The sequence below is a fragment of the Thermus composti genome (genome assembly GCF_014647535.1).
GTDB lineage: Bacteria > Deinococcota > Deinococci > Deinococcales > Thermaceae > Thermus > Thermus composti.
Window position 1 is genome coordinate 63,606 of the sequence record NZ_BMPJ01000009.1, and the last position, 19,661, is coordinate 83,266.

21 protein-coding genes are annotated in these 19,661 nt (G+C 67.8%); 13 read left to right on the forward strand and 8 right to left on the reverse strand.

Translation table 11 applies throughout. From position 1 onward, the window contains the following. Window positions 1-23: 23 nt before the first annotated feature. The 4 genes from IEX93_RS05015 to IEX93_RS05030 are packed head-to-tail and all read right to left on the reverse strand — an operon-like array spanning window position 24 to window position 4,670. Window positions 24-1,091 (reverse strand): branched-chain amino acid ABC transporter permease, encoded by a 1,068-nt coding sequence (locus IEX93_RS05015; RefSeq protein WP_188847147.1) that lies wholly within the window; start codon window positions 1,089-1,091, stop codon window positions 24-26. Further along, on the reverse strand, window positions 1,088-1,981 hold the full coding sequence (locus IEX93_RS05020) for a branched-chain amino acid ABC transporter permease (protein ID WP_188847149.1): 894 nt from the start codon (window positions 1,979-1,981) through the stop codon (window positions 1,088-1,090). Before IEX93_RS05020 ends, IEX93_RS05015 begins: the two co-directional genes overlap by 4 nt. Next, window positions 1,978-3,912, reverse strand: coding sequence for a long-chain fatty acid--CoA ligase (locus tag IEX93_RS05025; RefSeq protein WP_188847150.1), 1,935 nt, complete (start codon window positions 3,910-3,912; stop codon window positions 1,978-1,980). Before IEX93_RS05025 ends, IEX93_RS05020 begins: the two co-directional genes overlap by 4 nt. Beyond that, window positions 3,909-4,670 carry an ABC transporter ATP-binding protein gene (locus tag IEX93_RS05030; RefSeq protein ID WP_188847151.1) on the reverse strand — a complete coding sequence of 254 codons (762 nt, stop codon included), beginning with the start codon at window positions 4,668-4,670 and terminating at the stop codon, window positions 3,909-3,911. The genes IEX93_RS05025 and IEX93_RS05030 overlap by 4 nt, the downstream gene beginning before the upstream one ends. Window positions 4,671-4,831: 161 nt before the next feature. On the opposite strand from IEX93_RS05030, the gene rpmH reads away from it, so the two are divergent. From rpmH to prmC, 6 genes are read left to right on the forward strand one after another with little or no spacing between them, the layout of a single operon-like run. Continuing rightward, complete coding sequence (gene rpmH, locus IEX93_RS05035; RefSeq protein WP_124104907.1) at window positions 4,832-4,981, forward strand: 50S ribosomal protein L34; 150 nt, start codon at window positions 4,832-4,834, stop codon at window positions 4,979-4,981. After that, window positions 4,948-5,319 (forward strand): ribonuclease P protein component, encoded by a 372-nt coding sequence (rnpA, locus tag IEX93_RS05040; protein WP_188847168.1) that lies wholly within the window; start codon window positions 4,948-4,950, stop codon window positions 5,317-5,319. The genes rpmH and rnpA overlap by 34 nt, the downstream gene beginning before the upstream one ends. A 5-nt stretch (window positions 5,320-5,324) precedes the next feature. Then, complete coding sequence (gene yidD, locus IEX93_RS05045) at window positions 5,325-5,567, forward strand: membrane protein insertion efficiency factor YidD (RefSeq protein ID WP_188847152.1); 243 nt, start codon at window positions 5,325-5,327, stop codon at window positions 5,565-5,567. Further along, a complete protein-coding gene (locus tag IEX93_RS05050) occupies window positions 5,564-6,856 on the forward strand; it encodes a YidC/Oxa1 family membrane protein insertase (RefSeq protein ID WP_188847153.1) in 1,293 nt (430 codons plus the stop codon). The genes yidD and IEX93_RS05050 overlap by 4 nt, the downstream gene beginning before the upstream one ends. Before the next feature lie 9 nt (window positions 6,857-6,865). Further along, complete coding sequence (locus IEX93_RS05055) at window positions 6,866-7,453, forward strand: Jag family protein (protein ID WP_188847154.1); 588 nt, start codon at window positions 6,866-6,868, stop codon at window positions 7,451-7,453. After that, window positions 7,416-8,279, forward strand: a complete 864-nt coding sequence (gene prmC / locus IEX93_RS05060; protein WP_188847155.1) for a peptide chain release factor N(5)-glutamine methyltransferase — start codon at window positions 7,416-7,418, stop codon at window positions 8,277-8,279. The genes IEX93_RS05055 and prmC overlap by 38 nt, the downstream gene beginning before the upstream one ends. Here the strand turns inward: prmC and IEX93_RS05065 are convergent. Then, a complete protein-coding gene (locus IEX93_RS05065; RefSeq protein ID WP_188847156.1) occupies window positions 8,178-9,521 on the reverse strand; it encodes a DUF3084 domain-containing protein in 1,344 nt (447 codons plus the stop codon). The two genes, prmC and IEX93_RS05065, sit on opposite strands and share 102 nt — an antisense overlap. Continuing rightward, window positions 9,522-10,250, reverse strand: a complete 729-nt coding sequence (gene lptB, locus IEX93_RS05070; RefSeq protein ID WP_188847157.1) for an LPS export ABC transporter ATP-binding protein — start codon at window positions 10,248-10,250, stop codon at window positions 9,522-9,524. It abuts the gene before it with no gap. Between the two features lie 54 nt (window positions 10,251-10,304). Here lptB and gltX point away from each other — a divergent pair, with 54 nt between their 5' ends. The 4 genes from gltX to IEX93_RS05090 all read left to right on the forward strand — a co-directional run bounded on the left by gltX (window position 10,305) and on the right by IEX93_RS05090 (window position 13,679). After that, window positions 10,305-11,717: a glutamate--tRNA ligase gene (gltX, locus tag IEX93_RS05075; protein WP_188847158.1), complete on the forward strand. Its 1,413-nt coding sequence runs from the start codon at window positions 10,305-10,307 to the stop codon at window positions 11,715-11,717. 22 nt (window positions 11,718-11,739) lie between these two features. Further along, complete coding sequence (locus IEX93_RS05080) at window positions 11,740-12,177, forward strand: hypothetical protein (RefSeq protein ID WP_188847159.1); 438 nt, start codon at window positions 11,740-11,742, stop codon at window positions 12,175-12,177. After that, entirely contained in the window at window positions 12,177-13,091 is a 915-nt protein-coding gene (gene ftsY / locus IEX93_RS05085; protein ID WP_188847160.1) for a signal recognition particle-docking protein FtsY, read from the forward strand. Before IEX93_RS05080 ends, ftsY begins: the two co-directional genes overlap by 1 nt. A gap of 165 nt (window positions 13,092-13,256) precedes the next feature. Beyond that, window positions 13,257-13,679, forward strand: a complete 423-nt coding sequence (locus IEX93_RS05090; protein ID WP_188847161.1) for a disulfide bond formation protein B — start codon at window positions 13,257-13,259, stop codon at window positions 13,677-13,679. Here the strand turns inward: IEX93_RS05090 and IEX93_RS05095 are convergent. Together IEX93_RS05095 and IEX93_RS05100 are read right to left on the reverse strand one after the other, a co-directional pair. Beyond that, complete coding sequence (locus tag IEX93_RS05095; RefSeq protein ID WP_229906096.1) at window positions 13,667-14,374, reverse strand: hypothetical protein; 708 nt, start codon at window positions 14,372-14,374, stop codon at window positions 13,667-13,669. The genes IEX93_RS05090 and IEX93_RS05095 overlap by 13 nt on opposite strands. A gap of 9 nt (window positions 14,375-14,383) precedes the next feature. Then, the gene (locus IEX93_RS05100; protein WP_188847163.1) at window positions 14,384-16,465 is read right to left on the reverse strand and encodes an ATP-dependent helicase; all 2,082 of its coding nucleotides are present in this window, start codon (window positions 16,463-16,465) and stop codon (window positions 14,384-14,386) included. A gap of 37 nt (window positions 16,466-16,502) precedes the next feature. On the opposite strand from IEX93_RS05100, the gene IEX93_RS05105 reads away from it, so the two are divergent. From IEX93_RS05105 to IEX93_RS05115, 3 genes are all read left to right on the forward strand, one after another. Beyond that, window positions 16,503-17,390: a phosphohexomutase domain-containing protein gene (locus IEX93_RS05105; RefSeq protein WP_188847164.1), complete on the forward strand. Its 888-nt coding sequence runs from the start codon at window positions 16,503-16,505 to the stop codon at window positions 17,388-17,390. Continuing rightward, window positions 17,387-18,340, forward strand: coding sequence for an MBL fold metallo-hydrolase (locus IEX93_RS05110; protein WP_188847165.1), 954 nt, complete (start codon window positions 17,387-17,389; stop codon window positions 18,338-18,340). Before IEX93_RS05105 ends, IEX93_RS05110 begins: the two co-directional genes overlap by 4 nt. 57 nt (window positions 18,341-18,397) lie before the next feature. Continuing rightward, window positions 18,398-19,661, forward strand: a 1,264-nt coding sequence (locus IEX93_RS05115) for an AMP-binding protein (RefSeq protein ID WP_188847166.1), incomplete at its 3' end; no start/stop codon positions are given.

The window sequence follows — 19,661 nt, forward strand, 5'->3', positions numbered from 1 at the left end:
GCCAACCCCACAAGGGGGGTTGCCTAATACCTAAAGGGCCAGGTGCGGAAGTAGCTTCGCACCACGCGCCACCAGTTGTAAAGCCCCCGGGGCTCAAACACCAGGAAGAGGACGATGACGAGGCCGAAGGCCAAAGGCCTTAGGGCGCTTGCCACGTCCACCCCGGCCACGCTGAAGCCCAGGGCCTTGATGAGGTTGGAAAGGGCCTCCATGTTCACGTCCAGAAGCTCCAGGAAGGCGGGGCCCAGGAAGCTCCCCACCAGGGTCCCAAGCCCCCCCACGATGGCCATGGCCAAAAGCTTGATGGAGACGGCGAAGGTGTAGTCCTCAATGACCACCGCCCGGGAAAGGTAGGCGTAAAGCGCCCCCGCCACCCCGGCGTAAAAAGCCCCCAGGGCGAAGGCGAAGAGCTTGGTGCGCCCCGGGTCCATGCCCATGGCGTCCGCCGCCCGGTCGTTGTCCCGCACCGCCACCAGGGCCCGGCCGTACTTGGTCCTGAGGAGGTTGCGGAAGAAGAGGGCGAGAAGGACCAAGACCGCAAAGCTCACGTAGTACCAGAAGTGGTAGTGGTTGCGGAAGCCCACCTCGTACCCGAGAAGGCTCACCCGGGGCAAGGGCATGGCCCCGCCCTGGTTGAGGAGGGGAAGGTGGCCCACCGTCCACTCAAAGACCACCTGGAAGGCCAGGGTGGCCATGGCCAGGTAGAGGTGCTTCACCCGGAGGCTTGGGATGCCCACCAGGTACCCGAAGAAGGCCCCTGTAAGCCCCGCCGCCGGGAGCACGAGGTAGAAGGGAAGCCCCGCCGGGGCCAAAAGGGCCGCGGTGTACGCCCCCACCCCCATGAAGGCCGCCTGGCCGATGTTGATGAGGCCGGCGTACCCCGTGGTGATGTTGAGCCCCAAGACGGCGATGCTGTAGACCAGGATCAGGTCCAGGATGAAGACCTGGGTCCGGGAGAGGAACTGGGGCAAGACGAGGAGGAAGCCCAGGAAGAGGAGAAGGGAAACCAGCTCCCGATGCGTGGCGAAGATGCTGGCGTCCTGCTCGTACCGCGTGCGGTAGTTTCCGGTCTGGGCCCAAGGGTTCCTCATACGCGCTCAATCTCCTCCGTGCCGAAGAGGCCGTGGGGCTTGAACCAAAGGACCAAGAGGAGTACCAGGAAGGGGAAGACGTCCCGGGTCCCCCCACCGGGAACAAAGGGGTCCAGGTAGCCCGCCGCCAGGTTCTCCAAAACGCCGATAAGGATCCCCGCCACCACCGCCCCGGGGATGGAGTCTAGCCCCCCCAGGATCACCACGGGAAAGACCCTAAGACCGATGTGCACCAGCCCGTCCAGGTTGAGGCCGGCGATGGTGCCCACCACGATCCCGGCCGCCGCCGCCGTGAGCCCCGCCGCCGCCCAGGCCAGGGCGAAGACCTTCTCCACGGAAACCCCTAGGCTCATGGCCGCCATCTGGTCGTCGGCCACGCTCCGCATGGCGATGCCCAGGGTGGAGCGCTGGAAAAACCAGGTGAAAAGGGCGAGGAAGGCCAGGGTGAAGCCCAGGGCGAGGAGCTGAGGGTAGGAGACCTGCACCCCCAGGAGGGTGACGCCGCCCGAGGGCAGGAAGGCGGGGTAGCTAAAGTTGCCCGCCCCGAAGGGGGTGAGGTGGATCAGGCCGTCAAGGAGGGAGGCGAGGCCGATGGTGGCCATGATGACGGAGATGATGGGCTGCCCCACCATGCGCTTCAGGAAAACCCGCTCCACCCCAAAGCCCAGGAGGGCGGTGAGGGCCAAGGCCAGGGCCGCGGCCACAAGGAAGGGCGCCCCCAAAGCGACCATGGCCCAGTAGGCCAAAAAGGCTCCGATGGCGATGAACTGCCCCTGGGCGAAGTTCACCACCCGGCTCGCCTTATAGATGAGGACGAAGCCCAAGGCGGCGAGGGCGTAGACCAGCCCCAGGACCACCCCCGAGAAGAGGAGCTGGAGGAAGAAGCTCACGCGGGCACCTCCTCGGCGAACCCCAGGACAGGCACCCGCGCCCGGACCCGCTGGAGGGTGCCGTCCTGGTAGCGGTACTCGGCCTCCACCTCCACCTCCTTGGCCCCGGAGTAGAGGGCCTCCACCAAGGGGGCGTACTTTTTGGCGATGTGGCCCCGCCGCACCTTGCCCGTGCGGGTAAGCTCCTCGTCGTCGGCGTCCAGGAGCTTATAGAGGAGGACAAAGCGCCGGATCCTAAGCTCCTCGGGAAGCTCCTTGTTCACCTTCTCCACCTCCTTGCGGATGAGCTCGGCCACCTCGGGCTTCAAGGAGAGGTCCAGATAGGTGGTGTAGGCGATCCCCCGGTCCTCCGCCCACTTGCCCACGGTTTGGGGGTCTATGTTGAGGAAGGCCGCTAGATAGGGCTTCCGATCCCCGAAGACCACGGCCTCCTTGATGTATGGGGAAAACTTCAGCTTGTTTTCCAGGAACTGGGGGCTGAAGACCGTGCCTTTCTCGGTGCGCATCACGTCGGAAAGGCGGTCAATGACCACCAGGTGGCCGTCCTCCGTAAGGTAGCCGGCATCCCCGGTGTGGAGCCACCCGCCCCCAAAGGTTTCCTGGGTGGCCTCGAGCCTTTCCCAGTACCCGGCGCAGACCGCGTCGGAGCGGAGGAGGATCTCCCCCGCCTCGCTGATCCGGACCTCGGTCCCGGGGATGGGCAGGCCCACGGTGTCGTGGCGCACGTCCCCGTCCCGGTGGACGAAGGCGATGCCGATGATCTCTGTCTGGCCGTAGATCTGCTTGAGGTTCACCCCGATGGCGTGGAAGAAGCGGAAGACATCGGGCCCCAAAGCGGCCCCTCCCGTGTAGGCCCGGCGGAGGCGGAGGAAGCCGAGCTGGTCCCTCAAGGGCTTGAAGAGCACCCGATCGGCGAACCAGTAGGCCAGGCGGAGGCCCAAGGGCATGGGACGGCCCCGCATCCGGTACTCCGCCGCCCGGTACCCCACCTTAAGAAGCCGCTCGTAAACGAAGCGGTTGAAGGCCGGGCTTTCCGAGATGCGGACCCAGACCTGGCTCTGGATCCCCTCCCAGACCCTAGGGGGGCTAAACATCACGTGGGGGCCGATCTCCTTGAGGTCCTGCAGGGCGGTTTCCACCTCCTCGGGGAAGTTGACGGCGAACCCCCCGGTGAGGGCCATGGCCACGGACATCATCTGCTCCCCGATCCAGGCGAGGGGGAGGAAGGAGAGGTAGTCGTCGGTGGGGAGGAGGGGGTCCACCTCCTGGAGGGCTACCCCCATGTGAACGAGGTTCCGGTGGCGGAGCATGGCCGCCTTGGGACGGCCCGTGGTCCCGGAGGTGGAGGAAAGGTGGCAGACCTCCTCGGGGCTCGCCTCCAGCAAGAGCTTTTCCACGGCGTCCGGGTGCTTCCTCCGGTGCTCCCTTCCCCGCTCCAAAAGCTCGGTGAAGGAGAGGAGCCAAGGGTCCTTGTAGCCCCCCATCCCCTTCTCGTCCTCGTAGATGACGTGGCGGACGTGGGGGATCCCGCTCCGGATCTCGTAGAGCTTGTCCACCTGCTCCTGGTCCTCGGCGAGGACCACGCTGGCCCCCGTGTACTGGAGCATGTAGGCAATCTCGGGGGGAAGGGAGCTCTGGTAGACCCCCACGCTGATCCCCCGCACCGCCTGGGCGCCCAGCTCGGCGTAGAGCCACTCGGGGATGTTGTCGGCGATGATGGCGAGCCTTTCGCCCGGCTGGAAGCCCAGGGAGAGGAGGCCGTGGGCGAAGAGGAGGACGTTTTCGTAGTATTGGGCGTAGGTGATCTCGTTCCAGATGCCGTAGTCCTTTTCCCGCAAGGCCACCCGGTCCCCCTCCCGCTCCGCCCGGAGCCTAAGGAGCTGGGGCAGGGTGTAGCGCTTCATCTCGTAGGAGGGCCTCAAGGCCTTCACGCCTCCACCCCCATGTAGGCCTCCTGCACCCTGGGGTTTTTGGCCACCTCCTCGGGCCTCCCCTCGGCGATGACCTGGCCGAAGTCCAGAACGTAGACCCGGTCGGAGATGTCCATGACCACCCCCAGGTCGTGCTCAATGAGGATCACGGTGGTGCCCCGGGCGCGGATCTCCAGGATGAAGCGCACCATATCCTCCTTCTCCTCCAGGGTCATCCCCGCCATGGGCTCGTCCAGGAGGAGGAGCTTGGGGGAAAGGGCCAGGGCCCGGGCCACCTCCACCCGCTTCCTCACCCCGTAGGGGAGGTTGCCCACCAGGGCCTTGCGGTAGGGCTCCAGCTCCATGAAGTCTATGACCTCCTCCACCAGGCGGCGGTTTCTCACCTCCTCCGCCAGGGCCCGGCCGTAAAAGAGGCCCGCCTGGAGGAGGCCATAGCGGAGGTGGGTGTGCCGGGCCAGCATGAGGTTCTCCAAGACCGTAAGCCCGGAGAAAAGCTCTATGTTCTGGAAGGCCCGGGCGATGCCCCGTTGGGTGATAGCGTGGGGGCTCAGGTGGGTGATCTCCTCGCCCTCAAAGAGGATCCGCCCCTGCTTTGGATGGTAGAAGCCGGAGATAACGTTTAAGAGGCTCGTCTTCCCCGCCCCGTTGGGGCCGATGATGGAGACGAGCTCCCCCCGCTCCACCGCCAAGGAGACCCCGGAAAGGGCAGCCACGCCGCCGAAGGTAAGGGTGACGTTCTCCACCGCAAGCTGGGCCACGGCCTTTTCCCTCCCTCGGTTTTGCGGAAGTATAGCGGGAGGTGGGCCAGACTGTCAACGCCTAAACGCCGGGGTGCGGAAAAACGTTAGACCAGGTTAAGCCGCCCATGTGCTAGACTCTTTAGGGTATGGGGGCCAAGGCCCCAAAGGGAGGGAGATGAATGAAAAGGACTTGGCAACCCAACCGGAGGAAGCGGGCCAAGACGCACGGCTTCCGGGCCCGCATGAAGACCCCAGGCGGCAGGAAGGTGCTAAAGCGCAGGCGGCAGAAGGGCCGCTGGCGCCTCACCCCCGCGGTGCGGAAGCGCTAAGCCCGAAGCCCCCCGCCCCGGGGGGCAAACTCCTTTCCCTCAAGGGGGACCGGGCCTTCCAAAGGCTCCGCAAGGGCCGGGGAGGGAGGGGGCGTTACGTGAGCGTGAAATGGCTCCCCGCCCCGGAGCTAAGGGTGGGGATCGTGGTCTCCAAGAAGGTGGGCAAGGCGGTGGCGCGCAACAAGGTGAAGCGGCGCCTCCGGGAGATCCTCCGCCGCCTCCACCTGCCCCAAGCCCACCTCCTGGTGATCGCCCACCCCGAGGCCCGGGAGGCGGGCTTCGCCGAGCTTTTCCAAGACGTGGTGCGGGCCCTCAGGAAGAGCGGGCTGATACAATAGGCGGCGTGCGCGGTCTACTGATCCTCCTGGTGAAGGCTTACCGCAGGTTCCTCTCTCCCCTAAAACCCAAGACCTGCCGCTTCCACCCCACCTGCTCCGCCTACGCCCTCGAGGCCCTAGAGCGGCACGGGGCCTTTTGGGGAAGCTACATGGCGGTGCGGCGGATCCTCCGCTGCCACCCCCTAAACCCCGGGGGGATTGACCCCGTGCCCCCCTTCTTCCTCCCCAGGAAGGAGGGCGCCCGATGAGGCGGCTTCTCGCCCTCCTCCTCCTTCTGGTGCCCGTCCTAGCCCTCGAGGCCGGCTTCAAGGAGGCCGACGTCAACGGGGACGGAAAGGTGGAAAAGGTGGCCGTGACCAACCTCATGGACCTGGCCTTTGACGAGGGAGGCCGGATCCTGGGGTGGTACGTGAAGGTCTACAAGGGGACGAGCTTTTCCGACTACGCCCGGGCGCCCAACCTGGCCTTGGAAGGCCCCGTGGTAGCGCCGGAGGGCTTCCTTCCGGAAGGGGCGGAGTACCGGGTGGAGGATGGCCTCCTCCTCGCCCGCTTCCAAGGGAAGGAAGGCACCCTCACCTACCGCATCGCCAAAGGGCGGTATACCCTCGAGGTGGAGGCGGACTTCCCCTTAACCCTAAGGCTTAGCGCCCAGGGCCAGCCCAAGGTGCTTCTAGCGGGGGCCAAGGAGCCCACCCCAAGCGGCGAGGGAAGCCTCGCCTACCTGGCCTGGCAGACCCGGCCCAAGGCGGGCTACGCCCTGGTGGCCTTCGGGGAGGGCCCCTTGGAAGGCAGGCTCGTGGGGCGCGAGGGGGAGGTGCGGCTGGGACCGGGAGAGGTCCTCAAGGTTTACGGGGGCCAGAACGAGCTCGTCCGCTTCCACGTGGAAGGCCTCCTCTCCTTCCCCGGCCTCTTCACCCCCAACCTCTGGGGCCAGCTTTCCTTGGGCCTCCTCTGGCTCATGGAAACCGCCTTCCGCTACACGGGGAACTGGGGCCTCGCCATCCTCTTCCTCACCCTAGTGGTGCGGCTTCTCCTCTGGCCCCTCATGCACCAGCAGTTCAAGAGCATGGCGGAGATCCAGCGCCTCCAGCCCCTCATCCAGAAGATCAACGAGAAGTACAAGGACGACCCCAACAAGCGGGCGGAGGCCACCATGAAGCTCTACCAGGAGCACAAGGTGAACCCCGCCGCCGGGTGCCTGCCCCTTTTCATCCAGATGCCCATCCTCTTCATCCTCTGGAAGGTGATCGCCAACTACGAGTTCGGCCAAGGCCTCCTCTGGATCCCCGACCTCGCCCTCCCCGACCCCTACTACATCCTCCCCATCCTCTACGTGGCCAGCACCTTCCTTTCCACCTGGCTTTCCGCCCACGGGAACAAGGACCTCATCCGGCAGAGCCTCTTCATGAACCTCATCTTTGTCTTCCTGGTCCTCCAGTTCCCCTCGGGGGTCACCCTCTACTGGGTCCTTTCCACGGTGATCGGTCTCTTCCAACAGTGGCTCATCAACCGGAGCCTGGCCCCGGTCAAGGCGTAAACTCTAGGCATGGACGAGAGGAAAAAGAGCATTGACGACCTCCTCGCCGACCTGGGGGTGCTGGAGGAAGCCCCCCTGGGGGTGGGGTTGAAAGAGACGGGCAAGGAGGCCCAGGAAAAGGGGCCCAAGGAGGTGCTGGAGGAGTTTCTGGTGGGCCTTCTCCTCCGCCTGGACCCCGCCCACCACCTGGAGGTGCGCCAGGAAGGGAGCCTCCTTAAGGCCGAGGTGAAGGGCGGGGACCTGGGCCGCTTCATCGGCAAGGAGGGCCGGACGCTCAAGGCGGTGGAGTACCTGGCGGGGGTCGTCTTGGCCAAGCACTTCGGCAACGCCTACCGGGTGGTGCTGGACGCCGCCGGGTACCGCAAGCGCCAGGAGGAAAGGATCCGCCGCCTGGCGGAGGAGGCTGCCCGCCTGGTGGTCCAGACCCAAGAACCCCTCCACCTTCCCCCCATGCGCCCCTCCGAGCGGCGCATCGTCCACATGCTCCTCAAGAACCACCCCCAGGTGACCACGGAAAGCCAGGGGGAGGGGGAGGAGCGGCACGTGGTGGTCTACCCCCGTGATCAGGCTCCTCCGGGAGCTCCAGGGGCGGCTTAGGGAGGCGGGCCTCCCCGAGGGGGAGGCCCTGGACCTTTTGGCCCTGGCGGCGGGGCTTCCCCGGAAGGCGCTCCTCCTCCGCCTCGCCGCGCCCCCGGCCGAGGGCGTGGCGGAAAAGGCCTTCGCCCTCCTGAAGAAAAGGCTTTCCGGCTATCCCCTCCAGTACCTCCTGGGGGAGGTGGAGTTCTTCGGCCTTCCCCTCAAGGTGGCGGAAGGGGTCCTCGTCCCCAGGCCGGAGACCGAAGGGCTTGTGGAACTGGCCCTCGCCCTTCCCTTACCCCCAAGGCCCCGGATCCTGGACGTGGGCACGGGCACGGGGGCCATCGCCTTGGCCTTGAAGCGGCACCTGCCCGAGGCGGAGGTCTTCGCCACCGAGATAGACCCCAAGGCCCTGGCCCTAGCCCAGGAGAACGCCCGCCGCCTCGAGCTTCCCGTAAGCTTCCTCCTGGCCCCTTTGACGGGAGGGCTATCGGGGCTAGACCTGGTGGTCTCCAACCCCCCCTACCTGCCCGAGGGCTACAAGGAGGTGGCTCCCCCCGAGCTCCGCTTTGAAAACCCCCTGGCCCTTTACGCGGGGGAAGAGGGGCTTGCCGTGGCCCGGCCCCTGGCCCGGGAAGCGGCGAAGGCCTTGAAGCCCGGGGGCTTTCTCCTCCTGGAACTCGCCCCGGAGAACGTTCACACCCTCGCCCGGGAACTCCAAGGCCAAGGCTGGGAAGCGGAGGTGCTACGGGATCTGGCGGGTCGGGATCGGTACCTCCGGGCCCGGAGGCCCCCCCAGGAGGCGGTAGGTCAAGAGGGGGCGCTCCGTGGTCCAGAGGTCCCCTAGGGCCACCACCCCCACCCGGGCCACCCCCCGGCGCTCCTCCAAGAGGGAGAGGCCCTGGGCCAGGGCCTCCGGGGTGGGGAAGTCGGCGTACTCGGGGGGAAAGCCCGCCTGGAGGAGCTTGTTTTGCGCCTCTCGGCCCAAGCGCTCCAGGACCTCCCGGTTCCCAAGCGGGGTGGAAAGGCGGAAGGTGGCGCTGGAGAGGACCTCTCCCCGAGAAAAGGCCTTCTTTTCGGGGTAGAAGCGGAAGCGGACCAAAAGCCTCCCTTCCCGGTACCCGGCCCCCTCGAGGACCGCAAGCCCAGGGCCCTGGGCCTCCCCCAAAAGCTCCGCCCCCCTATACCCAAGGAGGATGGCCCGCCTTTCCACCGCCCGTCGCAAGGCCTCGGTCCCCTCCTCGCTCCCCAGGCGCACCTCCCCCAGGTAGAGTCCCTGGCTTAAGCGGACAAGGCTTTGGGAAAGCTGGTCCCTAGACCCCTGGAGGACCCCCGCCTGCACCAGAAGCTGCCGCACCCTTTCCTCCGCCTGGCGGAGCTCGGCGCGGGAACGGGCTAAAGCCCCCTTTAGCGCCTCCACCTCCTGGGCCAAGGCCTCCCGTTCCCGGCGAAGCAAAAGAAGCCCTTCCCGGTTGCCCATAAGCTCTTCCTCCAGGGCCTTTCGCTCGGCCGAAAGCCGGTCCCGCTCTTCCTTGAGCCTTCGGACCTCCGCCTCGAGGCGCCGCAACTCCTGGCCTCTCCGGGCAAGAAGGGCCCGGAAGGCCGCCTTTTCCGCCTCCAAGGACCCAAGCTCCGCCTTCAAGGACTCAAGTTCCGACTCCAGGCGCTTTCGCTCCCCTTGCAAGGCCTCCCATCGGGCCTCGGCCCCCTCCAGGGCCTCCGCCAGGGTCCGCCTTTCCTCCCGCAGGCGGTTGAGCTCCGCCAGAGCCCGGGCCGCCTCGGCCTCCATGGCCGCCTTGGCCTCGAGGAGGGTGTCCCGCTCGGCCCTAAGGGTGTCCCGCTCGGCGCGGATGGCCTCCGCCTGCAGGATCACCTCCCGGGCTTCCCGGAAGACCAGCAAAAAACCCAGGTAGGAGAAGAGGGCGATCCCCACCCCCGTGAGGACGGCCACCAAGGTGGCGGTCTGGCGGGGCCTAAGGCCGAAGAGACGGAAGTGGCGCTTCCCCGCCCACTTGGCCACCCGGTCCCCCAGGTAGGCCACCAGGGCGGAAAGGATGAGGATGAGGAAGAGAAGCGCCCAGAAGGTCATTTAGAGCTCGTAGTCCTCGCCCAGGTAATGGCGCCGCACCCCCTGGTCCTTGGCGAAGGTCTCGGGGTCCCCGTGGAAGAGCACCTCCCCGTCGTACATCAGGTAGACCCGGTCGGTGATGGCCAAGGTCTCCCGCACCGCGTGGTCCGTGATGAAGACCCCCACCCCCCGCCTTTCCCGGAGCTCGGCGATCACCTTCTGGATCTCCCGCACGTTCTTGGGGTCCACCCCGGTGAAAGGCTCGTCCAGGAGGATGAAGTCGGGGTCGGTGCAAAGGGCCCGGGCGATCTCTAGCCTCCGCCTTTCCCCCCCGGAGAGGGCGTAGGCCATGCGGTCTTTTAGGTGGTAGATGGCGAGCTCTTCCAGAAGGGCTTTGGCCTTCTCCAGGCGCTCCTTTTTGGAGAGGGGCTGGAACTCCAAGACGGCCAGGAGGTTCTCCAACACGGTCATCCGCCGGAAGGCGCTGGGCTCCTGGGGCAGATAGCCCAGGCCGAGCCGGGCCCTTTGGTACATGGGCAGGCGGCTCACCTCCCGCCCCTTGAGGAAGATCCGCCCCGCCGTGGGCCTGATAAAGCCCACCACCATGTAGAAGGTGGTGGTCTTCCCCGCCCCGTTGGGGCCGAAAAGGGCCACGATCTCGCCCCGCCTGAGGTTCAGGTCCACGCCCCGCACCACCTCCTTGGGGCCGTAGCGCTTGCGCAAACCCTCTGCCCGAAGCTCCCCCTCCATTGCTCTTTAGCCTACGCCCTTCGGTTTAAGCCCGGATGAGATAATGGGCGAGGTATGGTGGTGACCCGCATCGCCCCAAGCCCCACGGGGGACCCCCACGTGGGCACGGCCTACATCGCCCTCTTCAACTACGCCTGGGCCCGGAAAAACGGGGGGCGCTTTATCGTCCGCATAGAGGACACGGACCGGGCCCGCTACGTGCCGGGAGCCGAGGAAAGGATCCTCGCCGCCTTAAAGTGGCTCGGCATCCCCTACGACGAGGGGCCGGACATCGGCGGCCCCCACGGGCCCTACCGCCAGTCGGAAAGGCTTCCCCTTTACCGCCGCTACGCCGAGGAGCTCCTCAAGCGGGGGTGGGCCTACCGGGCCTTTGAGACCCCGGAGGAACTGGAAAGGATCCGCAAGGAGAAGGGAGGGTACGACGGGAGGGCCCGGAACATCCCCCCCGAGGAGGCGGAGGAACGGGCAAGGCGGGGCGAGCCCCACGTGATCCGCCTCAAGGTGCCCCGCCCCGGCACCACGGAGGTCAGGGACGAGCTCAGGGGAGTGGTGGTCTACGACAACCAGGAGATCCCCGACGTGGTCCTCCTCAAGTCCGACGGCTACCCCACCTACCACCTGGCCAACGTGGTGGACGACCACCTCATGGGGGTCACGGACGTGATCCGGGCGGAGGAGTGGCTGGTCTCCACCCCCATCCACGTCCTCCTCTACCGGGCCTTCGGCTGGGAGGTGCCCAGGTTCTACCACATGCCCCTCCTCCGCAACCCCGACAAGACCAAGATCTCCAAGCGGAAAAGCCACACCTCCCTGGAGTGGTACAAGGCCGAGGGGTTCTTGCCCGAGGCCTTGCGGAACTACCTCTGCCTCATGGGCTTCTCCATGCCCGACGGGCGGGAGATTTTCACCCTGGAGGAGTTCATAGAGGCCTTCACCTGGGAACGGGTCTCCTTAGGGGGGCCCATCTTTGACCTGGAGAAGCTCCGCTGGATGAACGGGAAGTACATCCGGGAGGTGCTCTCTCTGGAGGAGGTGGCCGAGCGGGTGAAGCCCTTCCTGGAGGCGGCGGGGCTTTCCTGGGAAAGCGAGGCCTACCTGAGGCGGGCGGTGGAGCTCATGCGCCCCCGGTTTGACACCCTGAAGGAGTTCCCCGAGAAGGCCCGCTACTTCTTCACCGAGGACTACCCCTTCTCGGAGAAAGCTCAAGCGAAGCTAGAAGAAGGGCTTCCCCTTCTCCGGGAGCTTTACCCCCGCCTCGAGGCCCAGGCGGACTGGAGCGAGGCGGCCCTCGAGGCCCTCCTCCGGGGCTTCGCCGCGGAAAAGGGGGCGAAGCTCGGCCAGGTGGCCCAGCCCCTCCGGGCCGCCCTCACGGGGAGCCTGGAAACCCCGGGCCTTTTTGAGGTCATGGCCCTTCTTGGCAAGGAGCGGGTGCTCAAACGCCTGAAACGGGCCCTGGCCCTTGAGTAAGGGAGCCAGTATACTGGAAGGCATGAAGCGCCTTCTCATCGCCTTTTTGCTCCTAGGCATCGCCAGCGCTCAAAGCGCCATTCAGATGCGCTTCGGCTACGGGGAAGGCCTGGGCCTCACCTTCGGGGCCGGGGTGGAAAACGTCCTGCGGCAGAACCTGGCCGGCCGCCTCACCGCCGAGCTCGCCCCCGCCGCCCCGGGGGTGGCCCTGGAGGCCACCCTTCTCTTCAAACCCGACCTGGGGCAGTACGACCCCACCCTCAAAGGCCTCCTCCCCTACCTGGGCGGGGGGCTTAGCGGGGTGGTGGGGCCTAACCCCACCTTGGGCGTGGGGCTGGTGGCGGGCCTCGAGGGGCTCCTGGACCCCACCACCGGCCTCTTCGCCGAAGGAGCCTACGTCTACGGCTTCGCCGACTTCCCCAAGGTCTGGCGCTTCGGCCTCGGGGTGAACTTCCGCTGATGGGCCTCTTGGATCGGCTTCGGGCGGGCCTCGCCAAGACCCGGGAAAGGCTTTTCCGGGCCATCCCCTGGGGCGGCAACCCCGAGGAGGTCCTGGAGGAGCTGGAAACCGCCCTCCTCGCCGCCGACGTGGGCCTGGCCGCCACGGAGGAGCTTCTTACGGAGGTGCGGGCCTCGGGGCGCAAGGACCTGAAGGAGGCGGTGAAGGAGAAGCTCGTCCAGATGCTGGAACCGGACGAGCGTCGGGCCACCTTAAGGAAGCTCGGCTTCCGCCCGCAAAACCCCAGGCCCGTGGAGCCTCAGGGGCACGTGGTGATGGTGGTGGGGGTGAACGGGGTGGGCAAGACCACCACCATCGCCAAGCTGGGCCGTTACTACCAGGGCCTGGGCAAGAAGGTTCTCTTCTGCGCCGGGGACACCTTCCGCGCCGCCGGCGGCACCCAGCTCGCCGAGTGGGGGAAGCGCCTCGGGATCCCGGTGATCCAGGGCCCGGAAGGGGCGGACCCCGCCGCCCTCGCCTTTGACGCCGCCAAGGCCCGGAAGGCCCGGGGCCTGGACCTCCTCTTCGTGGACACCGCAGGCCGCCTCCACACCAAGCACAACCTGATGGAGGAGCTTAAGAAGGTGAAGCGGGCCATCGGCAAGGCGGACCCCGGGGAGCCGGGGGAGGTCTGGCTTGTGCTAGACGCCGTCACCGGGCAGAACGGCCTGGAGCAGGCCAAGCGCTTCCACGAGGCCGTGGGCCTCACCGGGGTCATCGTCACCAAGCTGGACGGCACCGCCAAGGGCGGGGTCTTGGTGCCCATCGTCCGCACCCTGAAGGTGCCCATCCGCTTCATCGGGGTGGGGGAAGGCCCGGACGACCTCCAGCCCTTTGACGCCGAGGCCTTCGTGGAGGCGCTCCTCGAGGGCTAAGCGCCCGAACGAGGTCCGTACCGCGGCGAAAACCCTAACCCACGAATAGCCGCGTGAGGAGCCAGAGGTTGAGCCCGCTCACGAAGAACGCCGCCCTCAGGGATGGGATTTAGGTATGCCTAAATCCCTCATGGCCCCATTCTACCCCCAAGACGAGGAGCGGGTATGCTGGAGGCCGTGGAACGGAAGCCCCTCTACCTGGCCTTCGCCTGGGTGGTGGCCCTGGTGGCCACCCTGGGAAGCCTTTACTACTCCGAGGTACGGCTTTTCCTGCCCTGCGAGCTCTGCTGGTATCAGCGGATCTTCATGTACCCCCAGGCGGTGATCCTGGGCCTCGCCCTCTGGCGGCAGGACTTCGGCGTCTGGCCCTATAGCCTCGCCCTCTCCCTGATCGGGGGGAGCATCAGCGCCCTCCACCTCACCCAGCTCTGGTTCCCGGGCCTCTTCCCCCTGGCCTGCAAGCCCCCCGTGCCCTGCAACGTGGAGTACATTCCCCAGTTCCCCATCCCCCTCCAGGCCTTTATCGCCTTCACCCTCATCGCCCTAAGCATGGGCCTCCTGGGCCGGGCTCTGCGTCAGAGGGGGTAGCCCAGGGCCGCAAGCACCGCCCACACCCGGAAGTCCCAAAGGGCTTCCGGGCCGTAGACCACCTGGACCCGGTCGCGGACTCGAGGGTCGGGGGGAACCAGGGCCAAAAGGGCGTGGAAAGGGTGGAGCAAGTCCAGAGGAAGCCTCCCCCCGGCGTAAAGGAGAAGGTCCACCCTTAGGGAGAGGGCCCGGGCCTCCTCCGGGCGCAGGGCCACGTGGCCCCGGGCGGGGGAGGGGAGGCGGGCAAGGAAGCGGTCCCCCTCGGCGAAGCTGGGCGCCAAGAGGGAAACCTGGGCCAAGGGGCGAAGGAAGGGGGCGAGGGCCAAGCGCAAGGGGCCAACCCAGAGGGCCTTGGCCCCGGAAAGGTGGGCGGAAAGGAAGCGCTCCAAAGCAAGCCCCTCGGTGAACTGGCCCAAGACCCCCCCGGGCCCTACCGCCAGGAGGTCCACGAGGCCCGCGGCCTCCGCCTCGGCCTCGAGGCGCACCCCCTCCCCAGGGGGAAGCCCCTCGGCCAAAACCATCCCGGCGAAGCCCAAGGGCCTGAGGCAGGGAAGCAGGGCCCAGGGGTCCTCGGCCTCGAGGGGGTAGGGGAAGAGGGGAAGGCGCATCCGGGCCACCTCGGCCACCAGCCGGTCAAAAAGGGGTGTGCCGCCTCGGTGGAGGAGAAGGAGGGGACGGGGAGCGGAAAGATCCACGGCCACCTCCTAGGCGGGGCGGAGGTCCGCATACTTGAGGGAAAGGCGCTTGAGCCCCACCCCCTCAAAGTGGACCGTGACCTCGTCCCCCTGGGCCGCCACCACGGTGCCCGGTCCGAACCGGGGGTGGACCACCCGCTCCCCGCCCTTGAAGGCGCCGGGCCGGGGGCGGTGGGGCGGGGGGGCGGGCCTGGGAGCGCGGTAGGGGTCGTACACCTCGTATAGCCCCTCCTCCACCTCCTCCAGGAAGCGGCTCGGCCGGGCGGGCTCGGGTCGGCCGAAGACCTCCCGCTCCTCGGCGTGGGAGAGGTAGAGCCTCTCCTGGGCCCGGGTGATGCCCACGTAGAAGAGGCGGCGCTCCTCCTCCAGGCCCTCGAGGGTGCTTAAGGAGTTGCGGTGGGGCAAAAGCCCCTCCTCCACCCCCACCAAAAAGACCACGGGGAACTCCAGCCCCTTGGCGTTGTGGAGGGTCATGAGGAAGACCTTGCCTTCCGCCTCGGCAGGCTCCTCCGCCTTGGCGGTGAGGGCCACCTTGTCCAGGAAGTCCTGCAGGTCCTCCGCCTCCTTGGCGGCCCTCAGGAGCTCCTCCACGTTTTCCAGGCGGTCCTCGGCGTCCTCGGGGTAGGCCTCCCGGAGGTAGGCGGGGTAGTCGGTGGCCTCGAGGAGGTGGCGGAAGAAGGCCTCGGCGGGGCCGAAGACCAGGTCCTGGAGCTCCTCCACCAGGGCCACGAAGCGCCTAAGGGGTTCGGCCCGGGGGAAGGCCCGGGCCGCCTCCCGCAAGGCCTCCCAGGGAGGAAGCCCCTTCTCCCGGGCGAGAAGCTCCACCCTGGCCCAGGTGGCGGGGCCGATGCCCCGGGGCGGGGTGTTGAGGATGCGCCTCAGGCTCACCCCGTCCAAGGGGTTCAGGGCGAAGCGGGCGTAGGCCAATAGGTCCTTCACCTCCGCCCTTTCAAAAAACCCCACCCCGCCCACCACCCGCGCGGGGATCCCCCGCCCCGCCAAGGCCTGCTCCAGAAGGCGGCTTTGGGCGTTGGTGCGGTAAAGGACGGCGTACCGGTCCCAAGGGGGGCCGAGCCGGGCGATCTCCTCGGCCACGAAGCGGGCCTCCTCCCGGGCGTCCGCTGCCCGGAAGAGGCGCACGGGCTCCCCGCCCCGCTTCACCGGGCGCAGGACCTTTTCCAGGCGGAGGGCGTTCTTCACGATCACGGCGTTGGCGAAGCGGAGGATGGCCTCGGTGGAGCGGTAGTTCTCCTCCAGGCGGTAGACCCGGGCCTTGGGGTAGTCCCGGGTGAAGTCCAGGATGTTCTTGATGTCCGCCGCCCGGAAGGAGTAGATCCCCTGGTCCGGGTCGCCCACGGCCATGAGGTTGGCCTCCTCCCCCGCCAAAAGCCGGGTGAAGCGGTACTGGACGGGGCTCGTGTCCTGGTACTCGTCCACGTGGATGAAGCGGGCCCGCTTGCGCACGAGCCTGAGGACCTCCTGGTCCTCTTCCAAAAGCCTCAGGGCGTAGAGGAGGATGTCTCCGAAGTCCAAGGCCCCCTGGGCCTTGAGGGCCTCCTGGTAGCGCACCAGGACGTCCGCAAGCCTTCCCCGGGGAAGCCCGGCGTAGTACTCGGGGAGTTCTCCGAGGAGGGCCTCGAGGCCCACGCCCCGGTTCTTCGCCCGGTCCAAAAGGGCCTTGATGGGGCCGGGCCGGGCCGAAAGGGCGAGCTCCTTCAGGACCTCCTTGAGGAGGGCGGTCTGGTCGTCCTCGTCGTAGACCACGAAGCCGGGCCTTAAGCCCACCCGCTCCCCGTAGACGCGGAGGATCCTTAGGGCGGCGGCGTGGAAGGTGGAGACCCAGACCTCCCCCGCCCCCGGGACCAGCCCCCGGAGGCGCTCCCGCATCTCCTCCGCGGCCTTGTTGGTGAAGGTGACGGCCAGGATCTCCGAGGGAAAGACCCCCCGGCGGGCCACGAGGTAGGCCACCCGGTGGACCACGGTGCGGGTCTTCCCGCTCCCCGCCCCGGCCACCACCAGGGCGGGCCCCTCAAAGTGGAGGACCGCCTGGCGCTGGGCCTCGTTGAGGGGGGCTAGGAGGGCGTCGCTCACGGGGAGAGTCTACCACGCACGGGGTAGACTTTAGGGCATGGAGCTTGTGGCCACGCAGGACGGCTTCGTAGGGGAGATGGCCCGGGGCTTCACCTTCCAGGCCCTGGGGGAGGTGGCGGCGGGCTTCGGGAAGCGCCTCCAGGCGGAGGGGATCCTTCGGGTGGTGGTGGGGCACGACGCCCGCTTCCTCGCCCGGGAGATGGCGGAGCACGCCGCCGGGGTGCTCGCGGGGCTCGGCCTCGAGGTCCACCTCCTCCAGGGCCCCGCCCCCCTGCCCCTCTTCGGCTTCGCCCTCCGGGCGAAGGAGGCCGCAGGCCTCTACCTCACGGGAAGCCGCAGGCCCTTCGCCTTCCAAGGGGTGAAGCTCCGCCTGGGCCCGGGGAAACCCCTCCCTGGCAAAGAAGTGGCCCCCATAAGCCCCCCTCCCCCGGGGCCCTTCGCCCCCCTGGAGGCGCGCCGGGGCTACCTGGACCACCTCCGGAAGAGCGCCGAGGGCCTCGCCTTCAGGCGGGGCGTGGTCTACCTGGACGCCATGGGCGGGGCGGGCGGCGGGATCCTGGGCCAGGTCCTTAAGCGCCTCGAGGCCCCCGTGGAGCTCCGGGAGCTCCACCCCCTCCCCCACCCCCTCTTCTACGGGGTGGCCCCCGACCCGAGGCCGGAGCACCTGAAGACCCTCCGCCTCCTCCTCCGGGAGGCCAAGCCCCCCGCCTTGGGCCTCGCCCTGGACGGGGACGCCGACCGGCTTGCCGTCTACCTCCCAGGGGGGGAGGCCCTCCCCGAGGACCAGGTCCTGGCCCGCCTCCGGGAGGCGGCCCAAGGCCGGGAGGTGGAGGCCCTGGGGGAGGGGGCCTACCGCTTCCCCTGGCACCTGGAGGAGCCCGACCCCTTCCTGGCGGCCCTCCTCCTCATGGGGGTGCTCCTGTGAAGGCCATCCTCCCCGGCCTCTACCTCCTTCCCATCCCCATCCCCTACCCCTTGAAGACGGTGAACCTCTACCTCCTCCAAGGGGACGGGGAGGTGGTCCTTTTGGACACCGCCCTCGGCACCCGGGCCGCCCGGGGGGCTTTGGAGCTCTTCTTGGCGGAGCTTGGCCTTTGCTTCCAGGACATAAAGACCGTCCTCCTCACCCACCACCACCCGGACCACTACGGCCTGGCGGGCTTCCTCGAGGGCCTGGGGGCCAGGGTCTACCTCCATGAGGAGGAGTTTTCCCGGGGCCACCGCTTCTGGCGGGAGCCCGAGGCCTTCGCCGAGACCTCCCTTAGGCTCTTCCTGGACCACGGCACCCCGGAAAGCGCCCTCCAGGACATCCAGGAGACGATGGAGAAGGCGAGGGAACGGGTCCACCCCCCGCAAAACCCCATCCCCCTAAGGGACGGGGACCTTTTGGAGGTGGCGGGGAAGCGGCTTCGGGTGGTCTGGACCCCGGGGCACGCGGACGGGCACGCCGCCTTCTTCCTGGAGGAGGAAGGGGTTTTGCTAGTGGGGGACGCCCTTTTGGACCACGTCTCCCCCAACGTGGGGCTTTGGGCCTACACCCGGGAAAACCCCCTCAAAGACTTCCTCCGCTCCCTGGACCGCCTGGCGGACCTCGGGGCCAGGGTGGCCTACGCCGGCCACTTCGGCCCCATCGGGGACGTGCGGCAAAGGGCAAAGGAGCTCAAAGCCCACCACCAGGCCCGCCTCGAGGCCCTCCTCGCCCTCCTGGACGGGCCCAAGACCGCCTGGGAACTCTCCTTGAACCTCTTCCCAAAGGAGCTGGACGCCGCCGGGCGCCGCTTCGCCTTCGCCGAGACCCTGGCCCACCTGGAGTACCTGCGAAAGGAGGGGGCGGTGGGGCGGGAAGGCCCCCCCTACCGCTACTTCCGGGCCTAGACCCCTTGCCGGCGGGGAACGGGGGGAGTAAACTTTGACCTGGTTCAAGGAGGTGCCATGAAGCCCTGGTACGCCCACTACGACCCCGGGGTTCCCAAGGAAGCCCCCAAGCCTCGGCTTTTGACCGAAGCCCTCCGGGAAAACGCCCGCCGCTACCCCAAAAAGGTGGCCCTGGAGTTCTTGGGGCGAAGTCTCACCTACGAGACCCTCTGGCGGGAGGTGGAGGCCTTCGCCAAGGGCCTGGAGGAGGCGGGGCTAAGGCCTGGGGACCGGGTGGCCCTCATGCTCCCCAACTCCCCCCAGTTCGTCATCGCCTTCTACGGCACCCTCCTCGCCGGGGGCGTGGGGGTGAACACCAACCCCATGTACACCCCGAGGGAGCTACGGCACCAGCTCAAAGACGCCGGGGCCCGCTTTTTGGTGGTCCTGGACCAGCTCCTTCCTCGCTTCCAAGAGGTGAAGGGGGAGGTGCCCGTGGAGAAGGTGGTGTACACGGGGATCCAGGACTACCTCCCCTTCCCCAAGAACCTCCTCTACCCCCTCCTTCTCCGGCGGAAAGGGGAAGCCCCCAAGGCCCTCGAGGGCACCCCCTGGCGGGCTTTCCTCCGCCCCGGGAAGCCCACTCCCGTGCCCCGGGACCTGGACGACCTGGCCCTCCTCCAGTACACCGGGGGCACCACCGGGCTCGCCAAAGGGGCCATGCTCACCCACAAAAACCTCTCCGCCAACGCCCTCCAGGTCAGGGCCTGGATCCCTGACTTCCGGGAGGGGGAGGAGGTGGTCCTCGGGGCCATCCCCTTCTTCCACGTCTACGGCATGACCGTGGCCATGAACCTGGCCCTCCTGGGGGCCGCCAAGCTGGTCCTGATCCCTAGGCCCGAGATCAAGGCCATCGTGGAGGCCATTGAGAAGCACCGGGTCACCCTCTTCCCCGGGGTGCCCACCCTCTACGTGGCCTTCAACAACTTCCCCGGCATTGAGAAGCGGAACCTGAAAAGCGTGCGGGCCTGCATCTCCGGCTCGGCGCCCTTGCCCGTGGAGGTGGCCGAGCGCTTCATGGCCCTCACCGGGGCCAAGCTGGTGGAGGGGTACGGCCTCACCGAGGCGAGCCCCGTAACCCACTGCAACCCCCTCCACGGGACCCGCAAGCTGGGGAGCGTGGGCCTCCCCTTCCCCGGCGTGGAGGCCAAGGTGGTGGACGAGGAGGGCAAGGAGGTCCCCATAGGCGAGGTGGGCGAGCTCATCGTCAAAGGCCCCAACGTCATGAAAGGCTACTGGAACCGCCCCGAAGAAACCCAAAAAGCCCTCAAGGACGGCTGGC